Origin of the sequence: Pseudomonas laurylsulfativorans, assembly GCF_002906155.1 — a bacterium.
Classification (GTDB): Bacteria; Pseudomonadota; Gammaproteobacteria; order Pseudomonadales; family Pseudomonadaceae; genus Aquipseudomonas; species Aquipseudomonas laurylsulfativorans.
In genome coordinates this window covers 210,625-234,746 of the sequence record NZ_MUJK01000003.1, presented here as the reverse complement: position 1 = coordinate 234,746, position 24,122 = coordinate 210,625, and the positions used below count along the sequence as shown (strand labels likewise).

Below are 24,122 nucleotides of genomic sequence, written 5' to 3'. Positions count from 1 at the left end.
GGTGCGGCAGCTGCTTGGGGGATCAGCTGCCGCGATAGGTGGAGTAGCTGTAAGGCGAAATCAACAACGGCACATGGTAGTGATCCTGCTCGGCAGAGATGCCAAAACGCAGTACCACGACATCCAGGAATGCAGGCTCCGGCAACTTGACGCCACGGGCGCGGTAGTAATCGCCAGCATGAAACTGAACCTGATAGACCCCGGTGCGGTAGTCATCGCCTTGCAGCAGCGGTGCATCGACACGGCCATCGCTGTTGGTGACTGCAGTGGCGACCAGTTCCAGCTGCGAACCTTCAACGCGGTACAACTCGACTTTGATCGAGCTGCCCGGGCAACCGTGTGCTGCGTCCAAAACGTGTGTAGTCAAACGTCCCATTGATTCTGCGCGCCTGCCTGCATGGAGCAGTCAGACTTCGCGCCTCCCGAAGTCAGTTGAAAAGGAGACCGCACCGATTCGGAGCACGAAAAGCTGCGGCGAGCGACTGATTAAGACACTTTTGAAAAAAATTGTACACAATAAAAACGACATTTTTCACCCTGCCCCCGCCATTTGCCCATTTTCTGCCGATTTCCCGCCAAACCGCACAGCCTATGAACCCCTCAGCAAATTACTGACCAATCAGGCAGATTTCTTGCAGGCTCACGCCAATAGCAGTAAAAGATGACAGTCGGTGAAAAATGCGAAAATTCAGGCTTACAAAGTGAATATAAAGTTGTATACAATCAGCCCATCGCTGTGACGCCAGCCTGCCAACCAATCTTCAGCTGCGTCACACCAACCGTCATCATCGAATAAGAAGGAAGCCTGCAGTGAGCGCTGACTACCCACGCGACCTGGTCGGTTACGGCAGTAACCCTCCGCACCCACACTGGCCGGGCAATGCCCGCATCGCCCTGTCGTTCGTACTCAATTACGAAGAAGGCGGCGAGCGCAACATCCTGCACGGCGACAAAGAGTCCGAAGCCTTCCTCTCGGAAATGGTTTCCGCCCAGCCGCTGCAAGGCGCGCGCAACATGAGCATGGAATCCCTTTACGAGTATGGCAGCCGTGCCGGCGTGTGGCGGATCCTCAAGCTGTTCAAGGAATTCGACATTCCGCTGACCATCTTCGCCGTGGCCATGGCCGCCCAGCGTCACCCGGACGTGATCCGCGCCATGGTCGATGCCGGCCACGAGATCTGCAGTCATGGCTATCGCTGGATCGACTACCAGTACATGGACGAAGCCCAGGAACGCGAGCACATGCTCGAAGCGATCCGCATCCTCACCGAAATCACTGGCGAACGCCCGCTAGGCTGGTACACCGGCCGCACCGGCCCGAACACCCGTCGCCTGGTGATGGAAGAAGGCGGTTTCCTCTACGACTGCGACACCTACGACGACGACCTGCCCTACTGGGAACCGAACAACCCGACCGGCAAGCCGCACCTGGTGATCCCGTACACCCTGGACACCAACGACATGCGCTTCACCCAAGTCCAGGGTTTCAACAAGGGCGACGACTTCTTCGAATACCTCAAGGATGCGTTCGACGTGCTCTACGCCGAGGGCGCCGAAGCACCGAAGATGCTCTCGATCGGCCTGCACTGCCGCCTGATCGGCCGTCCGGCGCGTCTGGCTTCGCTCAAGCGCTTTATCGAATACGCTAAAAGTCATGAACAGGTGTGGTTCAGCCGTCGCGTCGACATCGCACGCCACTGGCACGAAACCCACCCGTACACAGGGGCTGCCAAATGAGCACCTTTCAAACAGTAAAACCCTCGACTCTGAGCCGCGACGCCTTCGTCGCCGCTTTCGCCGACATCTACGAACATTCGCCATGGGTGGCCGAGAAGGCCTTCGGCCTGGGCCAGGACGCTTCGATCGACGAGATCGAAACCCTGCACCAGCGCATGAGCGACATCCTGTTGAGTGCTGATCACGCAAGCCAACTGGCCCTGATCAATGCTCACCCGGACCTGGCCGGCAAAGCCGCCGTCCAGGGCCAGCTTACCGAGGCCAGCACCCATGAACAGGCTGGCGCCGGTATTCACCAATGCACGGCCGAAGAGTTCCAGCGCTTCACCGAGCTGAACGACGCCTATAAAGCCAAGTTCAAGTTTCCCTTCATCATGGCGGTAAAAGGCAGCAACCGGCATCAGATCCTCGCAGCGTTCGAAACGCGCATCCACAACCCGGTCGACACCGAGTTCAAGTGCGCGCTGGCGGAGATCAACAAGATCGCCCTGTTCCGATTACTGACCCTATAGCAAGCCTGGCCTGAGCGAATTCAAGAACGCCGGAACCGCCAAGGGCCTCGCAAGCATCCCAAGCCACTTATTTAAAGGCAGACAAGAAGAATGAAAGCTTACGCCGTACCTTTCGAGAAGTTCGTCAACCTGGCCGATGCCCGCCTGGGCACCAAAATCATCTCGGTCACCGATGACTGGTTCGCAGACGCCAATCGCCTGTTCCAACCGACCCCGGCCGTATGGAAGGAGGGCGTGTTCGATGACAACGGCAAGTGGATGGATGGCTGGGAATCGCGCCGCAAGCGCTTCGAAGGCTTCGACAGCGCCGTAATCCGCCTGGGCGTACCGGGTTCGATCAAGGGCGTCGACATCGACACTTCATTCTTCACCGGCAACTTCCCGCCATCGGCCTCTCTGGAAGCGTGCTTCCTGGCGTCGGGCGAGCCTGATGAAAACACCCAGTGGACTGAAGTGCTGTCGGCCGTCGAGCTGCAAGGCAACAGCCACCACTTCCACGAAATCAACAACGACCAGGCCTTCAGCCACCTGCGCTTCAACATCTACCCGGATGGCGGCGTGGCCCGTCTGCGCGTGTACGGCGTGCCGTTCCGTGACTGGTCGGCGATCGGCGACAACGAGCAAGTCGACCTGGCCGCTGCCCTCAACGGTGGTCGCGCCCTCGCCTGCTCCGACGAACACTTCGGCCGCATGAGCAACATCCTCAACCCGGGCCGTGGCATCAACATGGGCGACGGCTGGGAAACCGCGCGTCGCCGTACCCCGGGCAATGACTGGGTCATCGTCGCGCTGGGTCATGCCGGTGAAGTCGAGAAAGTCATCGTCGACACCCTGCACTTCAAGGGCAACTACCCGGACAGCTGCTCGATCCAGGGCGCCTTCGTGAAGGGCGGTACCGACAGCCAAATCGAAACCCAGTCGCTGTTCTGGCGCGAACTGCTGCCAAGCCAGAAGCTGGAAATGCACGCCGAACACGCCTTCGCCGAGCAGATCAAGGCACTGGGCCCGATCACCCACATCCGCCTGAACGTGTTCCCGGATGGTGGTGTGAGCCGCCTGCGTGTACTGGGCAAGGTCGCGAAGTAATGCTGAGCCCTGTAGGAGCCGGCTTGCCGGCGATGGCGCCCTCACCGACGCCATCGCCGGCAAGCCGGGCTCCTACAAAAGCAACACACCAACACATTTGAGATTAAGAAGAACAGCATGCGCACACTGACGATTGAACCGCTGACCAAAGAAGCCTTCGCCCCTTTCGGTGACGTGATCGAAACCGACGGCAGCGATCACTTTATGATCAACAACGGTTCGACCATGCGCTTCCACAAACTGGCCACGGTAGAAACCGCCAAGCCAGAGGACAACGCGATCATCAGCATCTTCCGCGCCGACGCGCAGGACATGCCGCTGACCGTGAGCATGCTGGAACGCCATCCGCTGGGCAGCCAGGCTTTCATACCGCTGCTCGGCAACCCCTTTCTGATCGTGGTCGCGCCACTTGGCGATGAACCTGTATCAGGCTTGGTCCGCGCCTTCGTCACCAACGGCAGGCAGGGCATTAATTACCATCGCGGCGTCTGGCACCACCCGGTGCTGACGATCGAAAAGCGGGATGACTTCCTGGTGGTTGATCGCAGTGGCACAGGCAATAACTGCGATGAGCATTTTTTCAAAGAGGATGAGCGTTTGATCCTCGCCCCCCACCAATAAGAGAAGGTCTGATCACTCGACAACAGAGTGACAGGCGAGAGGTAAAGACTGTGGAAGCACATCTGTTGGAATGGCTGAACCTGAGCGTGCGCTGGGTTCATATGATTACTGGTGTGGCCTGGATCGGCGCATCGTTCTATTTCGTATGGCTGGAAAACAACCTCAACCGGGTCAACCCGAGAACCGGCCTGGCCGGTGATTTGTGGGCAATCCACGGTGGCGGTATCTACCACCTGGAAAAATACAAGCTGGCTCCACCGACCATGCCGGACAACCTGCACTGGTTCAAATGGGAAGCCTACTTCACCTGGATGTCGGGTATCGCGCTGCTGTGCGTGGTGTTCTACTCCAATCCGACGCTCTACCTGCTGGCTCCGGGCAGCACCCTGAGCGGTCCTGAAGGCGTGGCCATCGGTATCGGCTCGCTGTTCATCGGCTGGTTCGTCTATTCCTTCCTCTGCGACTCGGCCCTGGGCAAACGCCCTGCCCTGCTGGGTTTCATCCTGTTCGTCCTGATCATCGGCGCGGCCTACGGCTTCAGCAAAGTGTTCAGCGGTCGGGGTGCGTACCTGCACGTCGGCGCGATCATCGGCACCATCATGGTCGGCAACGTGTTCCGCATCATCATGCCGGCGCAACGCGCACTGGTGGCGGCGATTGCCGAGAACCGCACGCCGGATCCGGCGCTGCCGGCCAAAGGCCTGCTACGTTCGCGTCACAACAACTACTTCACCTTGCCGGTGCTGTTCATCATGATCAGCAACCACTTCCCGAGCACCTACGGCAGCCAGTACAACTGGTTGATCCTGGCCGGGATCGCGGTACTGGCGGTGTTGGTGCGTCACTACTTCAACACCCGTCACGACAGCCACAAATTTGCCTGGACGCTTCCAGTGGCAGCTGTCGGCATGATCAGCCTGGCCTACGTCACCGGCCCTGCGCCGCTGAACAGCCCGGAAGTGGCCAAGGCCCCAGCGAAAATCGAATACCAGCCGCTGCCGGAAACAGCAGTGGGCGGTGGTTTGAAACCCGCTGAAGCCAAACCCGTAGAAGCGCCAGCCGCCGCACCGGCGCAAGCGTCCAACGCAGGCCCTGGCTTTGACAAAGTGCACAGCGTGATTCAGGAACGTTGCTCGGTTTGCCATTCGGCCAAGCCAACCAGCCCGCTGTTCAGTGCGGCTCCTGCCGGTGTGATGTTCGACACCCCCGAGCAGATCCGCCAGAACGCACCGCGGATTCAGGCGCAAGCCGTCACCAGCCAGATCATGCCACTGGGCAACATCACGCAGATGACCCAGCAGGAACGTGACCTGATTGGTGCCTGGATTGCTCAGGGAGCCCAGACCAATTAATCGCTGAAAAAGCATCGCTGGCAAGCCAGCTCCTACAAGGTCACCGAAACCCTGTAGGAGCTGGCTTGCCAGCGATTGGCCGCGCCGCGGTCAACCTGATGCACAAAATCAAAAGAATAAAAAAGATCCGAGGTGTTGCATGTCCGAGCTATCCGCAGCGCGCATCCCCGACGCACCCGCCATTCAGCGTTTGCCCCTCTTGCAACTGATCCTGGTCGGTTTGCAACATGTTCTGCTGATGTATGGCGGCGCCATCGCGGTGCCGCTGATCATCGGACAGGCCGCTGGCCTGAGTCGTGAAGAAATCGCCTTCCTGATCAATGCCGACCTGCTGGTCGCCGGCATCGCCACCATCGTCCAATCCCTCGGCATCGGCCCCATGGGCATTCGCATGCCGGTGATGATGGGTGCCAGTTTCGCTGCCGTTGGCAGCATGGTCGCCATGGCCGGCATGCCCGGTATCGGCCTGCAAGGGATCTTCGGCGCAACCATCGCCGCCGGGTTCTTCGGCATGATCATCGCCCCGTTCATGTCCAAGGTCGTGCGCTTCTTCCCGCCGTTGGTGACCGGCACGGTCATCACCTCGATCGGTTTATCGCTGTTCCCCGTGGCCGTGAACTGGGCCGGCGGCGGTGCTGACGCCACTCAATTCGGTTCACCGATTTACTTGACCATCGCCGCACTGGTATTGGGCACCATCTTGCTGGTGCACCGCTTCATGCGCGGTTTCTGGGTCAATATTTCCGTGCTGATCGGCATGTGCCTGGGCTACGTGCTCTGCGGCGTGCTCGGCATGGTCGACCTCAGTGGCATGGCTCAGGCGCCATGGCTGCAGTTCGTGACCCCGCTGCACTTCGGCATGCCGAAATTCGAACTCGCGCCGATCCTGTCGATGTGCCTGGTGGTGGTGATCATTTTCGTCGAGTCCACCGGGATGTTTCTTGCACTGGGCAAGATCACCGGCCAGGAAGTCTGCCCACGGATGCTGCGTCGCGGCTTGCTGTGCGATGCCGGCGCCTCGTTCTTCGCCGGGTTCTTCAACACCTTCACCCACTCCTCCTTCGCCCAGAACATCGGCCTGGTGCAGATGACCGGCGTGCGCTGCCGCTCGGTGACCATCGTTGCCGGCGGCTTGCTGATCGTGCTGAGCCTGCTGCCCAAGGCCGCGTTCCTGGTGGCCTCGATTCCGCCAGCGGTACTGGGCGGCGCTGCGATAGCGATGTTCGGCATGGTTGCCGCCACCGGGATCAAGATTCTCCAGGAAGCCGATATCGGTGACCGTCGCAATCAGTTGCTGGTGGCGGTGAGCATTGGCATGGGTCTGATCCCGGTGGTGCGCCCAGAGTTTTTCGCCCACTTGCCCGTATGGATGAGCCCGATCACCCACAGCGGCATTGCCATGGCCACCCTCAGCGCGCTGACGCTGAACTTGCTGTTCAACATCCTTGGCGGCGCCGAGCGCGCGGCCGTCAACGACTGCCACGCCCACTAAGACAGAAACGCACAACCCCCTGTAGGAGCGAGCCTGCTCGCGATGAACCTGAGAACACCGCGTTTATCCAGATAACGCGCGTAATCGTTGACGACCATCGCGAGCAGGCTCGCTCCTACAGGATTTGGGGTTGCCTGCGCCTCGCAAAAATAAAAACAAGAGGGAGCAACAGATGATTCGGACACAAACCAACTTGCTGTTGAGTGCTGGCCTGCTGGTCGCGAGTCAAGCCATGGCCGGTGATTTACTGCTGTGGCAGACCAACAGCCTGAGCTACTTGTACGGCAAGGATTTCGCGGTCAACCCGTCGATCCAGCAGACGATCACCTTCGAACACGCCGACCGCTGGAAGTACGGCGACAACTTCATGTTCATCGACAGCACTTACTACAACGGCGAGAAAGACCGCAACAAAGGCGTTCACGCCTACTACGGCGAGTTCAGCCCGCGCCTCTCCTTCGGCAAGATCCTCGACCGTCGTTTCGAATTCGGCCCGATCAAGGACGTGCTGCTGGCCATGACCTACGAGAACGGCGAAGACGACACCGAAGCCTACCTGATCGGCCCCGGTTTTGACCTCGCAGTGCCGGGCTTCAACTTTTTCACCTTGAACTTCTATTACCGCCAAACCGAAGGCTCGCGTCCTGGGGATGATGTCTGGCAGATCACGCCGGCCTGGTCCTACACCCTGCCTCTGGGCAACTCGAGCCTATTGATCGACGGCTACATGGACTGGGTGGTGGATAACGACCAGAACGCCCATGGCACCTATCACGCCAACCTGCACTTCAACCCGCAGGTCAAGTACGACCTGGGCAAGGCCCTGGGCTGGCGGGAGAAACAGGTGTACGTCGGCGTCGAATACAGCTACTGGAAAGACAAATACGGCATCGAAAACAGCGGCAAATTCGACACCAATGAAAACACCACCAGCCTGCTGGTGAAGGTGCATTTCTGATGCTGCCCCGCAACCGTGCCCCACACCTGTCGTCGGTGCGCCGTTGCGGAGCACTTGAGACCTGGCCGAGGAGTCAGTATTCTCCGCGGCCGCCCGAATCCGGTTTAAAAAAAAGCCCGGATGTAAAACCTGACCAGAAGGCCAACTTATCCCGGCGCTGGCAGGTACCAAGGCACTCCAAACCCCCTCTCAATCGACCGCTCTTGAGCTGCCGAACGGGAGTTTTTTGGCTTTTTGAAAGCCTTGGCCCAGCTATTGCTAACAGCACTAAAGCTGACCGAATGGATGATTTTTTTACCGCTTCAGAAACAGGCGCCACACCAGAGCGCCGATCTTAAAAAAATAACGTGGAACCACCTACTTTTTGGGAGCAACCGAATGAAACGTACGTGCACTAGCCTGATGCTGGCGGGATCGATGCTGGCCGGGGGCCAGGCCATGGCCGGCGATTTGCTGCAGTGGCAGAACAACAGCCTGACCTATCTGTATGGCAAGGACTTCCAGGTCAACCCGCGCATCCAGCAGACGGTGACCTTCGAACACGCCGATGGCTGGAAGTACGGCGACAACTTCTTCTTCATCGACAAGATCTTCTACAACGGCAAGGAAGACGCATTCGCGGGTAAGAACACCCACTACGGAGAGCTCAGCCCGCGCCTGTCGTTCAACAAGATCTTCGACCAGAAGTTCGAGTTAGGCCCGATCAAGGATGTGCTGCTGGCCATGACCTACGAGTTCGGTGAAGACGACACCGAGTCGTACCTGATCGGCCCTGGCTTCGACTTGGCCATCCCGGGCTTCGACTACTTCCAGTTGAACTTCTACAACCGTCACACCGAAGGCGACCGCCCGGGCGACAACATCTGGCAGGTCACGCCGGTCTGGTCCTACACCATCCCGGTGGGTGATTCGGATGTGCTGATCGACGGCTTCATGGACTGGGTCGTCGACAACGATGTCAACAGCAAGGGCGAGTACCACGCCAACCTGCACTTCAATCCGCAGGTCAAATATGACCTGGGCAAGGCGCTGAACCTGGGTGCCAAGCAGTTGTACGTCGGTGTCGAGTATGACTACTGGAAAAACAAGTACGGGATTGAAGACAGCCAGGGCTTCAAGACTGATCAGAGCGTGACCAGCTTCCTGGTTAAGGTTCACTTCTGATCATGTAGGAGCGAGCTTGCTCGCGATGGACTTGAGAGCGCCACGGGGCATCAGGCTCCCAGCGTCATCGTTAACGTCCATCGCGAGCGAGCTCGCTCCTGCAGACCGCCTGGCTCAAGCCGAAACCACAGGTTCCTCCAACCCCAGAAACCGGCACAACTCCCCGCGCTTGGCCAAGGCATCGCGCCGCCCCAGTTCGATCAATTCGCTGCAATACCCCGCCTCGAACAGCAGGTAACTCAACACCCCTGCCCCGCTGGTCTTGGTCGCGCCCGGGCCACGCAGGAACAGACGCAATGCCGGCGGCAACTCCTGGCGATGGCGCGCGGCAATCTCGTCGATTGGCTGGCTTGGTGAAATCACCAGAACGTCCACGGGCGCCACGCCCAATGCCCGGGTCGGCGTGCCGTTGGGCATCAGGTGACTGAACTGGTTCAGGCGCTGCAACAGCTCGATGTCGCTTTCCAGGCTGTCAATGAACGTACTGTTGAGCATGTGCCCACCGATCTGCGCCAGGGTCGGCTGCTGACCGGTGTAGCTGCGCAGTAAGGGTTGTTGCGGATCGACCCCGCGCGGGTTGCCGCTGACGCCCACCACCAACACACGACTGGCGCCCAGATGCAACGCCGGACTGATCGGCGCCGACTGCCGCACCGCGCCATCACCGAAATACTCTTCGCCGATTTTCACCGGGGCGAACAGCAGCGGAATCGCCGAACTGGCGAGCAAGTGTTCAACCGACAGTCGGGTGGGAACGCCGATACGTCGATGGCGCAACCAGGCATCGATCTTGCCGCCGCCCTGATAGAAGGTCACTGCCTGACCGGACTCATAACCGAACGCCGTGACCGCCACCGCGTGCAATTGCTTCTGTGCGATCGCTTCGGCGATGCCGCCCATGTGCAGTTTGTCGTTGAGCAGATCCCGCAGCGGCGAACTATTGAGCAGCGCCACCGGCATCTGGGCACCGATGCCGAGCAGGCTGTGGCTGACAAAACGACTGGCCTGGCGAATGACCCCGGGCCAGTCGCTGCGCAACACCAGATGACTGCGAAAGCCCTGCCAGAAGGCCGTCAGGCGCTCGATGGCGTGACGAAAGTCCATTGCTCCGCTGGCGAGACTGACGGCGTTGATCGCGCCCGCCGAGGTGCCGACGATCACCGGAAACGGGTTGCTCGCCCCCGGCGGCATCAATTCGGCAATCGCCGCCAGCACGCCCACCTGATAGGCCGCCCGAGCCCCGCCACCGGAAAGAATCAACCCTGTAACCGGTTCGCTTGGACTCATACGCAACTCTCCATGGTGCTAGATGGGATTTCGTTGTTTCGACCTATTCCCCCTGTAGGAGCAAGCTCGCTCCTACAGCGTCTCGGGATTCAACGACGTTTGGCGTAGAGCTTCGGCTCACCCGGTGGGCGGCTCTTGAAGCGACGGTGCGCCCACAGGTATTGCTCGGGATATTCGCGCAGAACGCCTTCGATCCACTGATTGATGCGGATGCAGTCCTCTTCTTCGGTTTCGCCGGGGAAGCCTTCGAGCGGCGCATGGATCACCAGGCGATAACCGCTGCCGTCCGCCAGACGCTCCTGGGTGAACGGCACCACCAGCGCCTTGCCCAACCGCGCAAACTTGCTCGTGGCGGTGACGGTCGCAGCCTGAATGCCGAACAGCGGTACGAAGAGGCTTTGCTTGGCGCCGTAGTCCTGATCCGGTGCGTACCAGATCGCCCGGCCCGAGCGCAGCAATTTGAGCATGCCGCGCACGTCTTCGCGCTCCACCGCCAGCGAGTCGAGGTTATGCCGCTCGCGGCCCTGGCGCTGGATGTAGTCGAACAGCGGATTCTTGTGCTCGCGGTACATACCGTCGATGGTGTGCTGCTGGCCGAGCAATGCGGCGCCGATTTCCAGTGTCGTGAAGTGCAGCGCCATCAGGATCACGCCCTTGCCCTCGCGCTGGGCCTTTTGCAAATGCTCCAGTCCCTCGATATGAGCCAGGGTTGCCAGGCGTTTGCGTGACCACCACCAACTCATCGCCATCTCAAAAAAAGCGATGCCGGTAGAGGCGAAGTTCTCCTTGAGCAGCCGTTTGCGTTCGGCGGCGGTCTTTTCAGGAAAACACAGCTCCAGGTTGCGCTTGGCAATGCGCCGTCTGTCGCCGGCCACGCGATACATCAAAGAGCCCAGGAAGCGCCCGATCCACAGCAGAGCCGGATACGGCAACTGGACGATCAGCCACAACAGCCCCAGGCCACACCACAGCGGCCAGAAACGTGGAGATAGAAATGCTTTTCGAAAACGCGGGCGGTCCATTAATGCTTCCGGAATGACAATGGCCGCGCATTCTACATCGTTCGACCCGGCTTGCGGCCTGCGGGCGTTCTCGTTATAAGTCTCGGCACTTTTAGTGACAAGTCGTTGTATGCCGACCATGAGCCAAACCGAACCGCTAGACCAAGATCCCGTGTTCCAGTTGAAGGGCAGCATGCTGGCCATTACGGTGCTGGAACTGGCCCGTAACGACCTCGAAAGCCTTGATCGGCAACTGGCCGCCAAGGTCGCCCAGGCGCCCAACTTCTTCAGCAACGCGCCACTGGTACTGGCCCTGGACAAACTCCCGGCCAACGAAGGCGCAGTCGATCTCCCCGGCCTGATGCGCATCTGCCGCCAGCACGGCCTGCGCACCCTGGCGATCCGCGCCAGCCGCATCGAAGACATCGCCGCCGCCATTGCGGTCGACCTGCCGGTGCTGCCACCGTCGGGTGCCCGGGAGCGTCCACTGGACCTGACCGAAGGCGAACCGAAGAAAAAACCGGAAAAACCGCCCGAGCCGACAATCAAACCGACGAAAATCATCACTTCGCCAGTACGCGGTGGTCAGCAGATTTATGCCCAGGGCAGCGATCTGGTGGTGATCTCCTCGGTCAGCCCGGGGGCGGAACTTCTCGCCGATGGCAACATCCATGTATACGGCCCGATGCGTGGTCGCGTGTTGGCCGGCGTAAAGGGCGACACCAAGGCGCGGATTTTCTGTCAGCAAATGAGTGCTGAACTGATTTCAATCGCCGGGCATTACAAGGTTTCCGAAGATCTGCGCCGCGACCCTCTATGGGGTTCGGGCGTGCAGGTCAGCCTGTCCGGCGACGTGTTGAACATCATTCGGCTTTAACGGATACTGCCGCATTTTCCAAGCATCTCTAAAACGTAGCGAAAACGGCTCAAACGAAGTAGGAAAAAGGCCGAAAGCAGTGTTTACCGGGGGTAAACGCCGCTCAAAACCGGATTCCAGCCAAGGCTGTCCGACTGCAGTAGTTTTCAGGAGATGTTTTTCAGGGGCTGGAAAGTCCTTCTTCCTTAGGGGTGAAACACCTTGGCCAAGATTCTCGTGGTTACATCCGGCAAGGGTGGTGTGGGTAAGACCACCACCAGCGCCGCTATCGGTACCGGCCTCGCTCTGCGCGGTCACAAAACAGTTATCGTCGACTTCGACGTGGGCTTGCGTAACCTCGACCTGATCATGGGTTGCGAGCGCCGCGTGGTGTATGACTTCGTCAACGTGGTCAACGGCGAAGCCAACCTGCAACAGGCCCTGATCAAAGACAAGCGCCTGGAAAACCTCTACGTACTGGCCGCCAGCCAGACCCGCGACAAAGACGCGCTGACCGTCGAAGGCGTCGAAAAAGTCCTGATGCAACTCAAGGAAGACTTTGAGTTCGTGGTCTGCGACTCCCCGGCAGGCATCGAGAAAGGCGCCCACCTGGCCATGTACTTCGCCGATGAAGCGATCGTCGTGACCAACCCGGAAGTTTCCTCGGTACGTGACTCCGACCGCATGCTCGGCCTGCTGGCCAGCAAGTCCCGTCGTGCCGAACGCGGGGAAGACCCGATCAAGGAACACCTGCTGATTACCCGCTATCACCCGGAACGTGTGAGCAAAGGCGAAATGCTCGGCGTAGAAGACGTCAAGGAAATCCTTTCGGTGGCCCTGCTCGGCGTGATCCCTGAATCCCAGGCGGTGCTCAAGGCATCCAACCAGGGTGTTCCGGTGATTCTCGACGACCAGAGCGATGCCGGCCAGGCCTACAGCGATACCGTTGACCGCCTGCTGGGCAAGACCGTGGATCATCGATTCCTCGATGTACAGAAGAAGGGATTCTTCGAGCGCCTGTTTGGAGGCAACTAAGCAATGAACCTTTTTGACTTCTTTCGTGCCAACAAAAAGCAAAGCACCGCGTCGGTAGCGAAAGAGCGTCTACAGATCATCGTGGCGCACGAACGCGGCCAACGCAGCACCCCGGACTACCTGCCGGCCTTGCAGAAGGAACTGGTCGAGGTGATCCGCAAGTACGTCAATATCGGGTCCGATGACGTGCATGTCGCACTGGAAAGCCAGGGCAGCTGCTCGATTCTGGAACTCAATATCACCCTGCCTGATCGCTGAGTCGATCCGGCTGGAGCCACGGCGGTTCGATCATTCGAAACGCCCTCCCTGTAGGAGCTGGCTTGCCAGCGATAGCTTCAACGCGTTGTAACAGTCAGACCGCGTTGCCTGCATCGCCAGCAAGCCGGCTCCTACAAAGAGGGGCGTGAGAATGATTGAGCCGCCGTTGGCGTTTGTTACGAGGCTGTTTTAATGCCGTTGTCCAACATCCACATCATCCATCAGGACGCCGCCGTACTGGTGGTGAACAAACCGACCCTGCTGCTCTCCGTCCCAGGCCGGGCCGATGACAACAAGGACTGCCTGATTACCCGTCTGCAGGAAAACGGCTACCCGGAAGCACGAATCGTCCATCGACTGGATTGGGAAACTTCCGGGATCATCCTGCTGGCCCGCGATCCGGATACCCATCGCGAACTGTCCCGGCAATTTCACGACCGCGAAACCGAAAAGGCCTACACCGCCCTGTGCTGGGGTCAGCCGGAACTGGACAGCGGCAGCATCGATCTGCCCTTGCGCTACGACCCGCCGACCAAGCCACGGCATGTGGTCGATCACGAATTCGGCAAGCACGCGCTGACCTTCTGGCGAGTTCTGGAACGTTGCGGCGACTGGTGCCGCGTTGAACTGACACCGATCACTGGCCGTTCCCACCAGTTGCGCGTGCACATGCTCTCGATTGGCCATCCATTGTTGGGCGACGGGCTCTACGCCCACGAGCAGGCGCTGGCAGCCTGGCCGCGCCTGTGCCTGCACGCGAGCATGCTCAGCTTCACTCACCCGCAAAGTGGCGAGCGCCTGCGCTTCGAGTGTCCTGCACCGTTCTGAGCGAAAGCAGACCCTGTAGGAGCGAGCTTGCTCGCGATGGTCGTCAACGATAACGCGGGAAGCCTGGCGCCCCGCGGCGTTCTCGGGCTCATCGCGAGCAAGCTCGCTCCTACAGGTTCAATACCAGAGGCCACCCCAACATCAGCCCACCGCCAATTCCCTGACTAATACGTTAAACTGGCGCCATTGCTGTCTGGAGCTACTTTATGCGTGAAGAGTTGAACCAAGGCCTGATCGATTTCCTCAAGGCCTCCCCTACCCCGTTCCATGCCACCGCCAGCCTCGTTCAGCGCCTGGAAGCGGCGGGCTATCAACGCCTCGACGAGCGCGAGCCGTGGAATACCGAAGCCAACGGCCGCTACTACGTCACCCGCAACGACTCTTCGATTGTCGCGATCAAGATGGGCCGTCATTCGCCGCTGCACGGTGGTATCCGCCTGGTCGGCGCCCATACCGACAGCCCGTGCCTGCGGGTCAAGCCGCAACCGGAGCTGCAGCGCCAGGGTTTCTGGCAACTGGGTGTCGAAGTCTATGGCGGCGCGCTGCTCGCGCCATGGTTCGACCGTGACCTGTCCCTGGCCGGCCGCGTAACCTTCCGTCGTGACGGCAAGGTCGAGAGCCAGCTGATCGACTTCAAGGCTCCGGTCGCGATCATTCCGAACCTGGCGATTCACCTCAACCGTGAAGCCAACATGGGCTGGGCCATCAACGCCCAGACCGAACTGCCGCCGATCCTCGCGCAATTTGCCGGTGACGAACGCGTGGACTTCCGTGCCGTGCTCACCGATCAACTCGCCCGCGAACACGGCCTGAACGCTGACGTGGTGCTCGATTACGAGCTGAGCTTCTACGACACCCAAAGCGCTGCGGTCATTGGCCTGCATGGCGACTTCATTGCCGGCGCGCGACTGGACAACCTGCTGTCGTGCTATGCCGGCCTGCAAGCGCTGCTGACGGCCGACACCGACGAAACCTGCGTGCTGGTCTGCAATGACCACGAAGAAGTCGGTTCCTGCTCGGCTTGTGGTGCCGACGGCCCGATGCTTGAACAAACCTTGCGCCGCCTGCTGCCGGAAGGTGATGAATTCGTACGCACCATTCAGAAATCCCTGCTGGTGTCGGCGGATAACGCCCACGGCGTGCATCCGAACTACGCCGACAAACACGATGCCAACCACGGCCCGAAGCTCAACGCCGGCCCGGTGATCAAGGTCAACAGCAACCAGCGCTACGCCACCAACAGCGAAACCGCCGGGTTCTTCCGTCATCTGTGCATGGCTGAAGAAGTGCCGGTGCAGAGTTTCGTGGTGCGCAGCGACATGGGCTGTGGCTCGACCATCGGCCCGATCACCGCCAGTCACCTGGGCGTGCGCACCGTGGACATCGGCCTGCCGACGTTCGCCATGCACTCGATCCGCGAACTGTGCGGCAGCCATGACCTGGCGCATCTGGTCAAGGTACTGAGCGCGTTCTACGCCTGCCGAGAGTTGCCGTAACAAAACCCTGTAGGAGCGAGCTTGCTCGCGATGAACGTCAGGGCGCCGCGATCATCCCGGCAGGCTCCGTCAACGTTCAAGTCCATCGTCGGATCGCCGCCCGGAGCAAGCTCGCTCCTACACACATCACACAGGCCGCGTCAAAAGCGGCCTAGACTTCAAGTACCCCTTCGACAAGGCTGTCTCCATGATTTCGATGTCTACCTTCCACGCCATGCTGATCCCGATTCTTGCCGGGATGCTCCTGCTGGCCGTCGGTTTCAACTTTCGCGACAAAAATGCCGGTGTGTTCGCCATGTGGATCGGCATGCTGACCATTCTCGCGACCGTGGTGATCAAGATCCTCGCCAAACTCAACGAATAATTCATCGCCCTTGGCTCGCATTGATTTTGACGGGCTCGTACACTCGGTCGATCCGCTCCTTGTGAGGTTGACCGCCTAGTGCTCGCTCGTCTTTTTGCCCTCCCGTGTATTGCCCTTGTCTGCCTGATGATGCTGCTGTCAGTGTCGCCCGCCCAGGCGGCCGGCTTGCCAGGCCTGCTCAACCAAGCCAAGGCGCAGCCCGAAGCACAGGAACCGCTTGGGCAATCCCTGGACGAAGTGATCAAGTCACTGGAAAACGACCAGCAACGCAGCAAGCTGCTGGCCGACCTGAAAAAGCTCCGTGACACCACCAAGCAGGCCCAGCCGATTACCGAAGAAGGCGTGCTGGGCCTGATTGGCGGGACCCTGGCCAGTTTCGAGAAGAAGTTTTCCGGCGACGACAGCCCCCTCATGCGCTGGTCCAGTGAGTTCGATCAGGCCAAGGAAGAACTGGTGGCGCTGGCGTTGCCGGCCAATGAATGGCTGCCCATGCTGTTCGCCTTTGCCATGATCCTGATGGTCTGGAGCCTGCTGGCCGCCGCCCTGATCTGGATCAGCCACCGCGTGCGGATGCGTTTCGGTCTGACCGAAGAACTGCCGCAGCACCCCCGGGCCCTGGACATGTTGCGCTTCGCCTTGCGCAAACTCGGGCCATGGCTGATCGCCCTGGTCATCACGGTCTACATGAGTTACGCCCTGCCCTCGTCCCTGGGCAAAAGCCTGGCCATGGTGCTGGCCTATGCACTGGTGGTCGGCACCTGTTTCTCGGCCATCTGCGTAATTGCCTTTTCCCTGCTCGACGGCCCACACCGCCATCGCGCCTTATACATCCTGCGTCACCAGGCGTTTCGGCCGTTGTGGCTGATCGGCAGCTTCGCCGCGTTTGGCGAAGCGCTGAGCGATCCGCAACTGGTCGACAGCCTCGGTAGCCATCTGGCCCATACCGCCGCGACCGTCGCCAATGTCCTGGCTGCGCTGTCCACGGGACGGTTCATCCTGCGTTTCCGCCGGCCAATCGCCCACCTGATCCGCAATCAACCTCTGTCCCGGCGCCTGACCCGACGCGCCCTCAACGATACCCTGTCGATTCTCGGCACCTTCTGGTACGTGCCGGCGCTGGTGCTGGTGGCCATCTCCCTGTTCGCGACGTTCATTTCTGCCGGTGATACCAGCACCGCCCTGCGCCAGTCGCTGATCTGTACCGTTTTGCTGGTGCTGTGCATGGTCATCAACGGCCTGGTACGCCGCCATGCCCTCAAACCCCAGCGCGGTATCCGGCGTTACGCCGTGTATTCGGAACGGCTGAAAAACTTCTTTTACACCATCGTCCACCTGTTGGTGTGGCTGGCCTTTATCGAACTCGGCCTGCGTGTCTGGGGCATGTCGTTGATCCGCTTTACCGAAGGCGACGGTCACGAAGTCAGCGTCAAACTGTTCAGCCTCGCCGGCACGCTCTTGTTCGCCTGGCTGATCTGGATACTCAGCGACACCGCCGTGCATCACGCCCTGACCCGTTCGCGCAAAGGCCTGGCCAATGCCCGCGCACAGACGATGATGCCGCTGATCCGCAATGTGCTGTTCATCGCGATTTTCATCATCGCGCTGATTGTCGCCCTGGCGAACATGGGCATGAACGTCACGCCACTGCTGGCCGGTGCCGGCGTGATCGGCCTGGCCATCGGTTTTGGTGCGCAGTCATTGGTCGCGGACCTGATTACCGGGCTGTTCATCATCATCGAAGACTCCCTGGCCATCGACGACTACGTGGATGTCGGCGGCCACCTCGGTACGGTCGAGGGCCTGACCATCCGCACCGTGCGCTTGCGGGACATCGACGGCATCGTCCACACCATTCCGTTCAGCGAAATCAAAAGCATCAAGAACTACTCCCGGGAATTCGGCTACGCGATCTTCCGGGTCGCTGTGCCCGCCAGCATGGACATCGACAACGCCATCAAACTGATGCGCGAAGTCGCCCAGAAAATGCGCACCGATCCGCTGCAACGGCGCAATATCTGGTCGCCGCTGGAGTTCCAGGGGGTGGAAAGTTTCGAGTCGGGCAACGCAATCCTTCGCGCCCGGTTCAAGACTGCGCCAATCAAGCAGTGGGAGGTGTCGCGAGCTTTCAACCTGTCACTCAAGCGGCACATGGATGAAGCCGGACTGGATCTGGCGACACCGCGGATGAGTATCCAGGTGATCACCGCAAGTGGTGGCCCGCAGAATGAATAGCACGTGTAGGAGCGAGCTTGCTCGCGATGAACTCAAGAACACCGCGTTTAGCCAGTAAACACGCGTAATCGTTAACGACCATCGCGAGCAAGCTCGCTCCTACAGGAAGGTCGGACACTAGACAACATCCACCCCGACATGAATTGCATCATGCCGCCAGAACTCCAGGTCGCAGTCGATCAACCGTTCATGCTGGTCATAGTTGACCCGGGCAATCCGCAAGCCCGGGCTGCCCACCGACACCTTCAACGCCGCCGCCGCATCCACTGACAGCGCCGTGGGCACAATCTCGAAACGCACCCGCCCGTAGTGCAAATCGTAATGCCGCGCATACAACTCGGTGATTGACTGATTCAAATCGAAATCGAGGATCCCGGGAAAGTACTGCGGGTTCAGATAGTGCTCCACATACAACACCAGTCGCCCGTCGATGCGCCGTGATCGGCAGATCTGGATCACGCTCGACAGCGCCGGCAATTGCAGCCAGGCACAGACCGCCGCCGATGCCGGTTGCAATCGCGCCGAAATCACCTCGGTGGACGGCTCCCGCCCCTGAGCGCTGACCATCGCGTGAAAGTGGCTGCGCTGCATCAGGTTGTAGGCCAGGCGTGGCGGCGAGACGAACCAGCCGCGACGCTCCTCGCGGTAGATCTGCCCCTGAGACTCCAATTGCAACAACGCTTCACGCAACGTGATTCGCGTGGTGCCGAACAATTCACTGAGCTTGCGCTCGGCCGGCAGTTTGCTGCCGGGAGTCAATAGTCCGTGGTCGATCTGCTCCTGAAGCACCTGGCCGATGGCTGTTACCGCTTTTGTTGCCTCGTCACGCATCAACGTTTCCTATCTGGACTAGACCAGCACCAATTCAGGGCAGAACCGCAGCGTAAACCGGTTCACTCAATAGCCTGCAAGCGTAGGCAGTGCAGATGACCGAGGTGTGACAAAGGCGCCCAACGGTCGCCACCCTCGCCCTCCGACGACTTGCAATTCATCGGCCATCTCCCTTGCCAGCCGGGGCCTTGACCATGGTCTACGCTTAGCAGGCCACTGGCGATACCGCCGAACAAATAGTCATTCCGGGCGACGAACGACATCAAAGTGTCATCCAGGCCCCTTAAATTGGCTCAGGTATTGCTGACCTAGACCAACACAAACCGCAATCGCAGCGTTGAACACGACCCAAGGAGCTTCGGAATGAAACAGTTTTTCCTGGCATCACTGTTAGGCTCGACCATTGCAATGTGCACCGCCGCCATGGCGGCCGACACCGATCTGAAAACCCTGGAAGCCGCTGCGAAAGCGGAAGGCGCCGTCAACAGCGTCGGCATGCCCGATGACTGGGCCAACTGGAAAGGCACCTGGGAAGACCTGGCCAAGACCTATGGCCTCAAACATATCGATACCGACATGAGCTCGGCCCAGGAGATCGCCAAGTTCGCCGCTGAAAAAGACAACGCCAGCGCTGACATCGGCGACGTCGGTGCCGCTTTCGGCCCTATCGCGGTCAAGCAAGGCGTGGTCCAGCCTTACAAGCCTTCGACCTGGGATCAGGTTCCAGCCTGGGCCAAGGACAAGGACGGCAACTGGGCGCTGGCCTACACCGGCACCATCGCTTTCATCGTCAACAAGAAGTTGCTGCACGGCTCCGAAGCCCCAACCAAGTGGGCTGACCTCAAGACCGGCAAATACAAAGTCTCCATCGGCGACGTGAGCACCGCGGCCCAGGCAGCCAACGGCGTACTGGCCGCGGCACTGGCCAACGGTGGCGACGAGAAGAACTTGCAGCCTGCCCTGCTGCTGTTCGCCGACATCGCCAAGCAAGGTCGCCTGTCGATGGCCAACCCGACGATCGCCACCATGGAAAAAGGTGAAGTCGAAGTCGGCGTGGTCTGGGACTTCAACGGTCTGAGCTACAAGGCCAAGATGGCCAACCCGGATGACTACGTGGTGCTGATCCCGTCCGATGGTTCGGTGATTTCCGGCTACACCACCATCATCAACAAGTACGCGAAAAACCCGAACGCCGCCAAGCTGACCCGCGAATACATCTTCAGCGACGCAGGCCAGATCAACCTGGCCAAGGGCAACGCCCGTCCGATCCGTGCCGAGCACCTGACCCTGCCAGCCGAGGTGCAGGCCAAGCTGCTGCCTAACGAGCAGTACAAGAAAGTGACGCCGATCAAAGACGCGGATGCCTGGGAAAAGACCTCCAAGGCCCTTCCTCAGAAGTGGCAGGAAGAAGTCATCATCAATATGCAGTAATGCTGCATCTGTAGGAGCCGGCTTGCTGGCGATCCAGACACTGCGGTCTGTTTGATCACCGCGGCGATGCAATCGCCGGCAAGCCGGCTCCTACAGGTTTGACGACACTTTACGATTCACGGAGTTTTGCCCCTATGAAGCACAACGTCATCCTTGTCGTGCTCGACGGCCTCAACCATGAGGTCGCCCGCCACGCCATGGGGCACCTTCAGGCTTACGTCGGTGCAGGACGTGCCGCACTGTACAAACTGGAGTGCGAGTTGCCAGCCCTGTCCCGCCCGCTGTACGAATGCATCCTGACCGGCGTTGCGCCCATCGACAGCGGCATCGTCCACAACAACGTCTCGCGCCTGTCCAACCAGCGCAGCATCTATCACTACGCCACCGACGCCGGCCTTGTGACCGCAGCAGCGGCCTATCATTGGGTCAGTGAACTGTACAACCGCTCGCCCTTCGTGGCGGCCCGGGACCGTCACACCGATGACCCGCAGCTACCGATCCAGCACGGGCATTTCTACTGGAACGATCACTACCCGGACTCGCACCTGTTCGCCGACGCCGAAAGCTTGCGCCTGCGCCATGCGCCGAACTTCCTGTTGATCCATCCGATGAACATTGACGATGCCGGGCACAAGCACGGCCTCGACACACCGCAGTACCGCAACAGCGCCCGCTCGGCCGACATCATCCTGGCCGACTACCTGCAAGGCTGGCTGGATGCCGGTTATCAGGTGCTGGTCACCGCCGACCACGGCATGAACAACGACCGCTCCCACAACGGCCTGCTGCCGGAAGAGCGCGAAGTGCCTTTGTTCGTTCTCGGTGACGCATTCAGCTTTGACGCCGACGCCGCGCCGAAACAGACCGACATCTGCGGCACCGTCTGCGAGTTGCTGGGCGCGCCCCACGACAAACCGGTCTGCCGGGAGTTGCTCAAGTGAATGCCATGACTCGCAGTAAATGGCTCGCTGCCCTGTGCCTGGTGCCCTTCGCACTGTTTTTCATCGTGTTCGAAATTGCCCCACTGACGTGGGTGATGATCAACAGCCTGGAGTCGGAAGAGTTCGGCTGGGGCCTGGCCAACTTCAACAAAATCTTCAGCTCGAAGTTTTACCTGCAGGCCATCCAGTACAGCCTCGAGATCAGTTTCTGGTCCAGCGTGTTCGGGATCGTCATCGCGATACTGGGCGCCTATTCCCTGCGCCAGGTCGATTCGAAACTGCGCAACTTCGTCAACGCCTTCGCCAACATGACCAGCAACTTCGCCGGTGTGCCCCTGGCCTTCGCGTTCATCATCTTGCTCGGCTTCAACGGCAGCTTCACCATCATGCTCAAGCAGGCCGGCATCATTCAGGATTTCAACCTGTACTCGAAAACCGGTCTGATCATTCTTTACACCTACTTCCAGATTCCCCTCGGCGTGCTGCTGCTATACCCGGCCTTCGATGCCTTGCGCGAAGACTGGCGCGAGTCCGCCTCACTGCTCGGTGCCAGCGGCTGGCAGTTCTGGCGGCACATCGGTTTGCCGGTGCTGACACCGGCATTGCTGGGCACCTTCGTGATTTTGCTGGCCAACGCCCTCGGTGCCTACGCCACGGTGTACGCCCTGACCACCGGCAACTTCAACGTGCTGCCGATCCGCATCGCGGCGATGGTGTCCGGTGACATTTCCCTGGACCCGAACCTGGCCAGCGCCCTGGCCGTGGTGCTCGTGGCCTTGATGACCCTGGTGACCATCGTGCATCAGTTGCTGTTGAAGAGGAGCTACCATGTCTCGCGCTGAACTGGGGCCCGCCGGTGTCTATCATCGCGTCGTGGTGTACCTGCTGTTTGCCATCCTGCTGTTGCCGCTGCTCGGCACGCTGATCTACTCGATCGCCAGCAGTTGGTCGGCGACCATTCTGCCCAGCGGCTTCACACTCAAGTGGTACATCCAGTTGTGGAGTGATCCGCGCTTCCTGCATGCGTTCGGGCAATCGCTGCTGGTCTGCGTCGGTTCGTTGATTCTTTCTGTGGTGCTGATTCTGCCCCTGCTGTTCGTGGTGCATTACCACTTCCCGAAACTCGACGCGCTGATGAACATCCTGATCCTGCTGCCCTTCGCCGTGCCGCCGGTGGTGTCGTCGGTGGGGCTGTTGCAGCTTTACGGTTCCGGACCGTTCGCCATGGTCGGGACGCCGTGGATCCTGATCGGTTGCTACTTCACCGTGGCGCTGCCGTTCATGTACCGGGCGATCACCAATAACCTGCAAGCGATCAACCTGCGCGACCTGATGGACGCCGCCCAGTTGCTCGGCGCCAGCACCTGGCAAGCCGCCTTCCTGGTGGTACTGCCGAACCTGCGCAAGGGCCTGATGGTGGCGCTGCTGCTGTCGTTCTCGTTCCTGTTCGGTGAGTTCGTGTTCGCCAACATCCTCGTCGGTACCCGCTACGAAACCCTGCAGGTCTACCTCAACAACATGCGCAACAGCAGCGGTCATTTCACCAGCGCCCTGGTGATTTCCTACTTCTTCTTTGTGCTGGTCCTGACCTGGGCTGCCAACATCTTGAACAAGGACAAAAGCCAATGAGCTTCGTCAGCGTCCAACACCTTAAAAAAGACTATGCGGGCACCACGGTGTTCAGCGACATCAACTGCGAAATCCAAAAGGGCGAATTCGTCACCCTGCTCGGCCCCTCCGGCTGCGGCAAATCCACCCTGCTGCGCTGCATCGCCGGCCTGACCTCGGTGGATGGCGGCAAGATCCTGCTCGAAAGCCAGGACATCGTGCCCCTGAGCCCGCAGAAACGCGGAATCGGCATGGTGTTCCAGAGCTATGCCCTGTTCCCCAACATGAGCGTGGAACAGAACGTCGCCTTCGGCTTGCGCATGCAGAAGGTCAACGCCGACGACAGCCAGAAGCGTGTCGCCGAGGTGCTGAAACTGGTGGAGCTGCAAGATTTCGCCGCCCGTTACCCACATCAGCTGTCCGGCGGCCAATGCCAACGCGTCGCCCTCGCCCGCTCCCTGGTAACGCGACCACGCCTGTTGCTGCTGGATGAACCGCTGTCTGCGCTGGACGCGCGCATTCGCAAGCATCTGCGCGAACAGATCCGCCAGATCCAGCGCGAACTGGGCCTGACTACGATTTTCGTCACACACGATCAGGAAGAAGCCCTGACCATGTCTGACCGGATTTTCCTGATGAATCAGGGAAAAATCGTACAAAGCGGCGACGCCGAAACCCTCTACACTGCGCCGGTGGATGTGTTCGCTGCCGGATTCATCGGCAACTACAACCTGCTGGACGCCGACAGCGCCTCGAAGCTGCTGCAGCGACCTATCAACAAGCGCATCGCCATTCGCCCGGAAGCCATCGAACTGAGCCTCAACGGCGAACTGGACGCGCAGGTACGCAGCCACAGCCTGCTGGGCAACGTAATCCGCTACCGGGTCGAAGCCCGGGGCGTGGAACTGGTGGTGGATGTGCTCAACCGTTCGGCGGCCGACCTTCATCCCGATGGTCAGCGCCTGGCGCTTTCCATCGATCCGACGGCCCTGTGTGAGGTAGCCTGATGCCTTTGCTTATCCTGAAGAGAGA

The 24,122-nt window shown here is 60.0% G+C and carries 24 protein-coding genes; 20 read left to right on the top strand and 4 right to left on the bottom strand.

The genetic code is table 11. The features are described 5' to 3' along the window. Nucleotides 1–22: 22 nt before the first annotated feature. Nucleotides 23–376, bottom strand: a complete 354-nt coding sequence (gene uraH, locus B0D71_RS11430; protein ID WP_008017679.1) for a hydroxyisourate hydrolase — start codon at nt 374–376, stop codon at nt 23–25. A 434-nt stretch (nt 377–810) separates the two neighbouring features. On the opposite strand from uraH, the gene puuE reads away from it, so the two are divergent. The 8 genes from puuE (at nt 811) to B0D71_RS11390 (ending at nt 8,922) form a co-directional block, all read left to right on the top strand. Then, entirely contained in the window at nt 811–1,737 is a 927-nt protein-coding gene (gene puuE, locus B0D71_RS11425; protein WP_103394860.1) for an allantoinase PuuE, read from the top strand. Continuing rightward, complete coding sequence (gene uraD, locus B0D71_RS11420) at nt 1,734–2,249, top strand: 2-oxo-4-hydroxy-4-carboxy-5-ureidoimidazoline decarboxylase (RefSeq protein ID WP_103394859.1); 516 nt, start codon at nt 1,734–1,736, stop codon at nt 2,247–2,249. The genes puuE and uraD overlap by 4 nt, the downstream gene beginning before the upstream one ends. Before the next feature lie 90 nt (nt 2,250–2,339). Beyond that, complete coding sequence (gene alc, locus B0D71_RS11415; RefSeq protein ID WP_103394858.1) at nt 2,340–3,335, top strand: allantoicase; 996 nt, start codon at nt 2,340–2,342, stop codon at nt 3,333–3,335. A 117-nt stretch (nt 3,336–3,452) separates the two neighbouring features. Continuing rightward, a complete protein-coding gene (locus B0D71_RS11410; protein ID WP_008146154.1) occupies nt 3,453–3,956 on the top strand; it encodes an ureidoglycolate lyase in 504 nt (167 codons plus the stop codon). A gap of 50 nt (nt 3,957–4,006) precedes the next feature. Further along, nucleotides 4,007–5,308: a urate hydroxylase PuuD gene (locus B0D71_RS11405; RefSeq protein WP_103394857.1), complete on the top strand. Its 1,302-nt coding sequence runs from the start codon at nt 4,007–4,009 to the stop codon at nt 5,306–5,308. A gap of 139 nt (nt 5,309–5,447) precedes the next feature. Beyond that, on the top strand, nt 5,448–6,800 hold the full coding sequence (locus B0D71_RS11400; protein ID WP_103394856.1) for a nucleobase:cation symporter-2 family protein: 1,353 nt from the start codon (nt 5,448–5,450) through the stop codon (nt 6,798–6,800). Nucleotides 6,801–6,972: 172 nt separating this feature from the next. After that, the gene (locus tag B0D71_RS11395) at nt 6,973–7,758 is read left to right on the top strand and encodes an outer membrane protein OmpK (protein WP_103394855.1); all 786 of its coding nucleotides are present in this window, start codon (nt 6,973–6,975) and stop codon (nt 7,756–7,758) included. Between the two features lie 378 nt (nt 7,759–8,136). Further along, nucleotides 8,137–8,922 carry an outer membrane protein OmpK gene (locus tag B0D71_RS11390; RefSeq protein WP_103394854.1) on the top strand — a complete coding sequence of 262 codons (786 nt, stop codon included), beginning with the start codon at nt 8,137–8,139 and terminating at the stop codon, nt 8,920–8,922. Between the two features lie 114 nt (nt 8,923–9,036). Here the strand turns inward: B0D71_RS11390 and B0D71_RS11385 are convergent, their stop codons facing one another. Together B0D71_RS11385 and B0D71_RS11380 are read right to left on the bottom strand one after the other, a co-directional pair. Further along, the gene (locus tag B0D71_RS11385) at nt 9,037–10,209 is read right to left on the bottom strand and encodes a patatin-like phospholipase family protein (protein ID WP_103394853.1); all 1,173 of its coding nucleotides are present in this window, start codon (nt 10,207–10,209) and stop codon (nt 9,037–9,039) included. 89 nt (nt 10,210–10,298) lie between these two features. Then, entirely contained in the window at nt 10,299–11,231 is a 933-nt protein-coding gene (locus B0D71_RS11380) for a lipid A biosynthesis lauroyl acyltransferase (RefSeq protein ID WP_103394852.1), read from the bottom strand. A gap of 118 nt (nt 11,232–11,349) precedes the next feature. Between B0D71_RS11380 and minC the strand changes: the two genes are divergently transcribed. From minC to B0D71_RS11350, 7 genes are all read left to right on the top strand, one after another. Continuing rightward, the gene (gene minC, locus B0D71_RS11375; protein WP_103395261.1) at nt 11,350–12,087 is read left to right on the top strand and encodes a septum site-determining protein MinC; all 738 of its coding nucleotides are present in this window, start codon (nt 11,350–11,352) and stop codon (nt 12,085–12,087) included. A 201-nt stretch (nt 12,088–12,288) separates the two neighbouring features. Beyond that, nucleotides 12,289–13,101 (top strand): septum site-determining protein MinD, encoded by an 813-nt coding sequence (gene minD / locus B0D71_RS11370; protein WP_060541535.1) that lies wholly within the window; start codon nt 12,289–12,291, stop codon nt 13,099–13,101. 3 nt (nt 13,102–13,104) lie between these two features. Then, nucleotides 13,105–13,359, top strand: coding sequence for a cell division topological specificity factor MinE (gene minE / locus B0D71_RS11365; RefSeq protein ID WP_007974947.1), 255 nt, complete (start codon nt 13,105–13,107; stop codon nt 13,357–13,359). Nucleotides 13,360–13,551: 192 nt separating this feature from the next. After that, nucleotides 13,552–14,187: an RluA family pseudouridine synthase gene (locus B0D71_RS11360; RefSeq protein ID WP_046037585.1), complete on the top strand. Its 636-nt coding sequence runs from the start codon at nt 13,552–13,554 to the stop codon at nt 14,185–14,187. A 206-nt stretch (nt 14,188–14,393) separates the two neighbouring features. Beyond that, on the top strand, nt 14,394–15,683 hold the full coding sequence (locus tag B0D71_RS11355; protein WP_007974949.1) for a M18 family aminopeptidase: 1,290 nt from the start codon (nt 14,394–14,396) through the stop codon (nt 15,681–15,683). Nucleotides 15,684–15,870: 187 nt separating this feature from the next. Continuing rightward, nucleotides 15,871–16,047: a hypothetical protein gene (locus B0D71_RS31435; RefSeq protein ID WP_008048365.1), complete on the top strand. Its 177-nt coding sequence runs from the start codon at nt 15,871–15,873 to the stop codon at nt 16,045–16,047. Between the two features lie 78 nt (nt 16,048–16,125). Continuing rightward, nucleotides 16,126–18,279, top strand: a complete 2,154-nt coding sequence (locus tag B0D71_RS11350) for a mechanosensitive ion channel family protein (RefSeq protein WP_103394851.1) — start codon at nt 16,126–16,128, stop codon at nt 18,277–18,279. 117 nt (nt 18,280–18,396) lie between these two features. Here B0D71_RS11350 and B0D71_RS11345 read toward each other — a convergent pair whose 3' ends face one another. Further along, a complete protein-coding gene (locus B0D71_RS11345; protein WP_103394850.1) occupies nt 18,397–19,110 on the bottom strand; it encodes a UTRA domain-containing protein in 714 nt (237 codons plus the stop codon). Nucleotides 19,111–19,473: 363 nt separating this feature from the next. Here B0D71_RS11345 and B0D71_RS11340 point away from each other — a divergent pair, with 363 nt between their 5' ends. From B0D71_RS11340 to B0D71_RS11320, 5 genes are all read left to right on the top strand, one after another. Then, nucleotides 19,474–20,541, top strand: coding sequence for an ABC transporter substrate-binding protein (locus B0D71_RS11340; protein WP_103394849.1), 1,068 nt, complete (start codon nt 19,474–19,476; stop codon nt 20,539–20,541). A gap of 134 nt (nt 20,542–20,675) precedes the next feature. Next, nucleotides 20,676–21,482: an alkaline phosphatase family protein gene (locus B0D71_RS11335; protein ID WP_103394848.1), complete on the top strand. Its 807-nt coding sequence runs from the start codon at nt 20,676–20,678 to the stop codon at nt 21,480–21,482. Nucleotides 21,483–21,487: 5 nt separating this feature from the next. Then, on the top strand, nt 21,488–22,324 hold the full coding sequence (locus B0D71_RS11330) for an ABC transporter permease (protein WP_165798707.1): 837 nt from the start codon (nt 21,488–21,490) through the stop codon (nt 22,322–22,324). After that, the gene (locus tag B0D71_RS11325) at nt 22,311–23,111 is read left to right on the top strand and encodes an ABC transporter permease (protein WP_103394846.1); all 801 of its coding nucleotides are present in this window, start codon (nt 22,311–22,313) and stop codon (nt 23,109–23,111) included. The genes B0D71_RS11330 and B0D71_RS11325 overlap by 14 nt, the downstream gene beginning before the upstream one ends. Next, nucleotides 23,108–24,097 (top strand): ABC transporter ATP-binding protein, encoded by a 990-nt coding sequence (locus B0D71_RS11320; RefSeq protein WP_103394845.1) that lies wholly within the window; start codon nt 23,108–23,110, stop codon nt 24,095–24,097. Before B0D71_RS11325 ends, B0D71_RS11320 begins: the two co-directional genes overlap by 4 nt. Nucleotides 24,098–24,122 lie beyond the last annotated feature (25 nt).

Excerpts from the sequence above, each read along its gene's own strand:
- uraH (WP_008017679.1), bottom strand. The coding sequence starts at position 376 with ATGGGACGTTTGACTACACACGTTTTGGACGCAGCACACGGTTGCCCG.
- uraD (WP_103394859.1), top strand. The coding sequence starts at position 1,734 with ATGAGCACCTTTCAAACAGTAAAACCCTCGACTCTGAGCCGCGACGCC.
- alc (WP_103394858.1), top strand. The coding sequence starts at position 2,340 with ATGAAAGCTTACGCCGTACCTTTCGAGAAGTTCGTCAACCTGGCCGAT.
- B0D71_RS11410 (WP_008146154.1), top strand. The coding sequence starts at position 3,453 with ATGCGCACACTGACGATTGAACCGCTGACCAAAGAAGCCTTCGCCCCT.
- B0D71_RS11400 (WP_103394856.1), top strand. The coding sequence starts at position 5,448 with ATGTCCGAGCTATCCGCAGCGCGCATCCCCGACGCACCCGCCATTCAG.
- B0D71_RS11395 (WP_103394855.1), top strand. The coding sequence starts at position 6,973 with ATGATTCGGACACAAACCAACTTGCTGTTGAGTGCTGGCCTGCTGGTC.
- B0D71_RS11390 (WP_103394854.1), top strand. The coding sequence starts at position 8,137 with ATGAAACGTACGTGCACTAGCCTGATGCTGGCGGGATCGATGCTGGCC.
- B0D71_RS11385 (WP_103394853.1), bottom strand. The coding sequence starts at position 10,209 with ATGAGTCCAAGCGAACCGGTTACAGGGTTGATTCTTTCCGGTGGCGGG.
- B0D71_RS11380 (WP_103394852.1), bottom strand. The coding sequence starts at position 11,231 with ATGGACCGCCCGCGTTTTCGAAAAGCATTTCTATCTCCACGTTTCTGG.
- minC (WP_103395261.1), top strand. The coding sequence starts at position 11,350 with ATGAGCCAAACCGAACCGCTAGACCAAGATCCCGTGTTCCAGTTGAAG.
- minE (WP_007974947.1), top strand. The coding sequence starts at position 13,105 with ATGAACCTTTTTGACTTCTTTCGTGCCAACAAAAAGCAAAGCACCGCG.
- B0D71_RS11360 (WP_046037585.1), top strand. The coding sequence starts at position 13,552 with ATGCCGTTGTCCAACATCCACATCATCCATCAGGACGCCGCCGTACTG.
- B0D71_RS11355 (WP_007974949.1), top strand. The coding sequence starts at position 14,394 with ATGCGTGAAGAGTTGAACCAAGGCCTGATCGATTTCCTCAAGGCCTCC.
- B0D71_RS31435 (WP_008048365.1), top strand. The coding sequence starts at position 15,871 with ATGATTTCGATGTCTACCTTCCACGCCATGCTGATCCCGATTCTTGCC.
- B0D71_RS11345 (WP_103394850.1), bottom strand. The coding sequence starts at position 19,110 with ATGCGTGACGAGGCAACAAAAGCGGTAACAGCCATCGGCCAGGTGCTT.
- B0D71_RS11340 (WP_103394849.1), top strand. The coding sequence starts at position 19,474 with ATGAAACAGTTTTTCCTGGCATCACTGTTAGGCTCGACCATTGCAATG.
- B0D71_RS11335 (WP_103394848.1), top strand. The coding sequence starts at position 20,676 with ATGAAGCACAACGTCATCCTTGTCGTGCTCGACGGCCTCAACCATGAG.
- B0D71_RS11330 (WP_165798707.1), top strand. The coding sequence starts at position 21,488 with ATGACTCGCAGTAAATGGCTCGCTGCCCTGTGCCTGGTGCCCTTCGCA.
- B0D71_RS11325 (WP_103394846.1), top strand. The coding sequence starts at position 22,311 with ATGTCTCGCGCTGAACTGGGGCCCGCCGGTGTCTATCATCGCGTCGTG.
- B0D71_RS11320 (WP_103394845.1), top strand. The coding sequence starts at position 23,108 with ATGAGCTTCGTCAGCGTCCAACACCTTAAAAAAGACTATGCGGGCACC.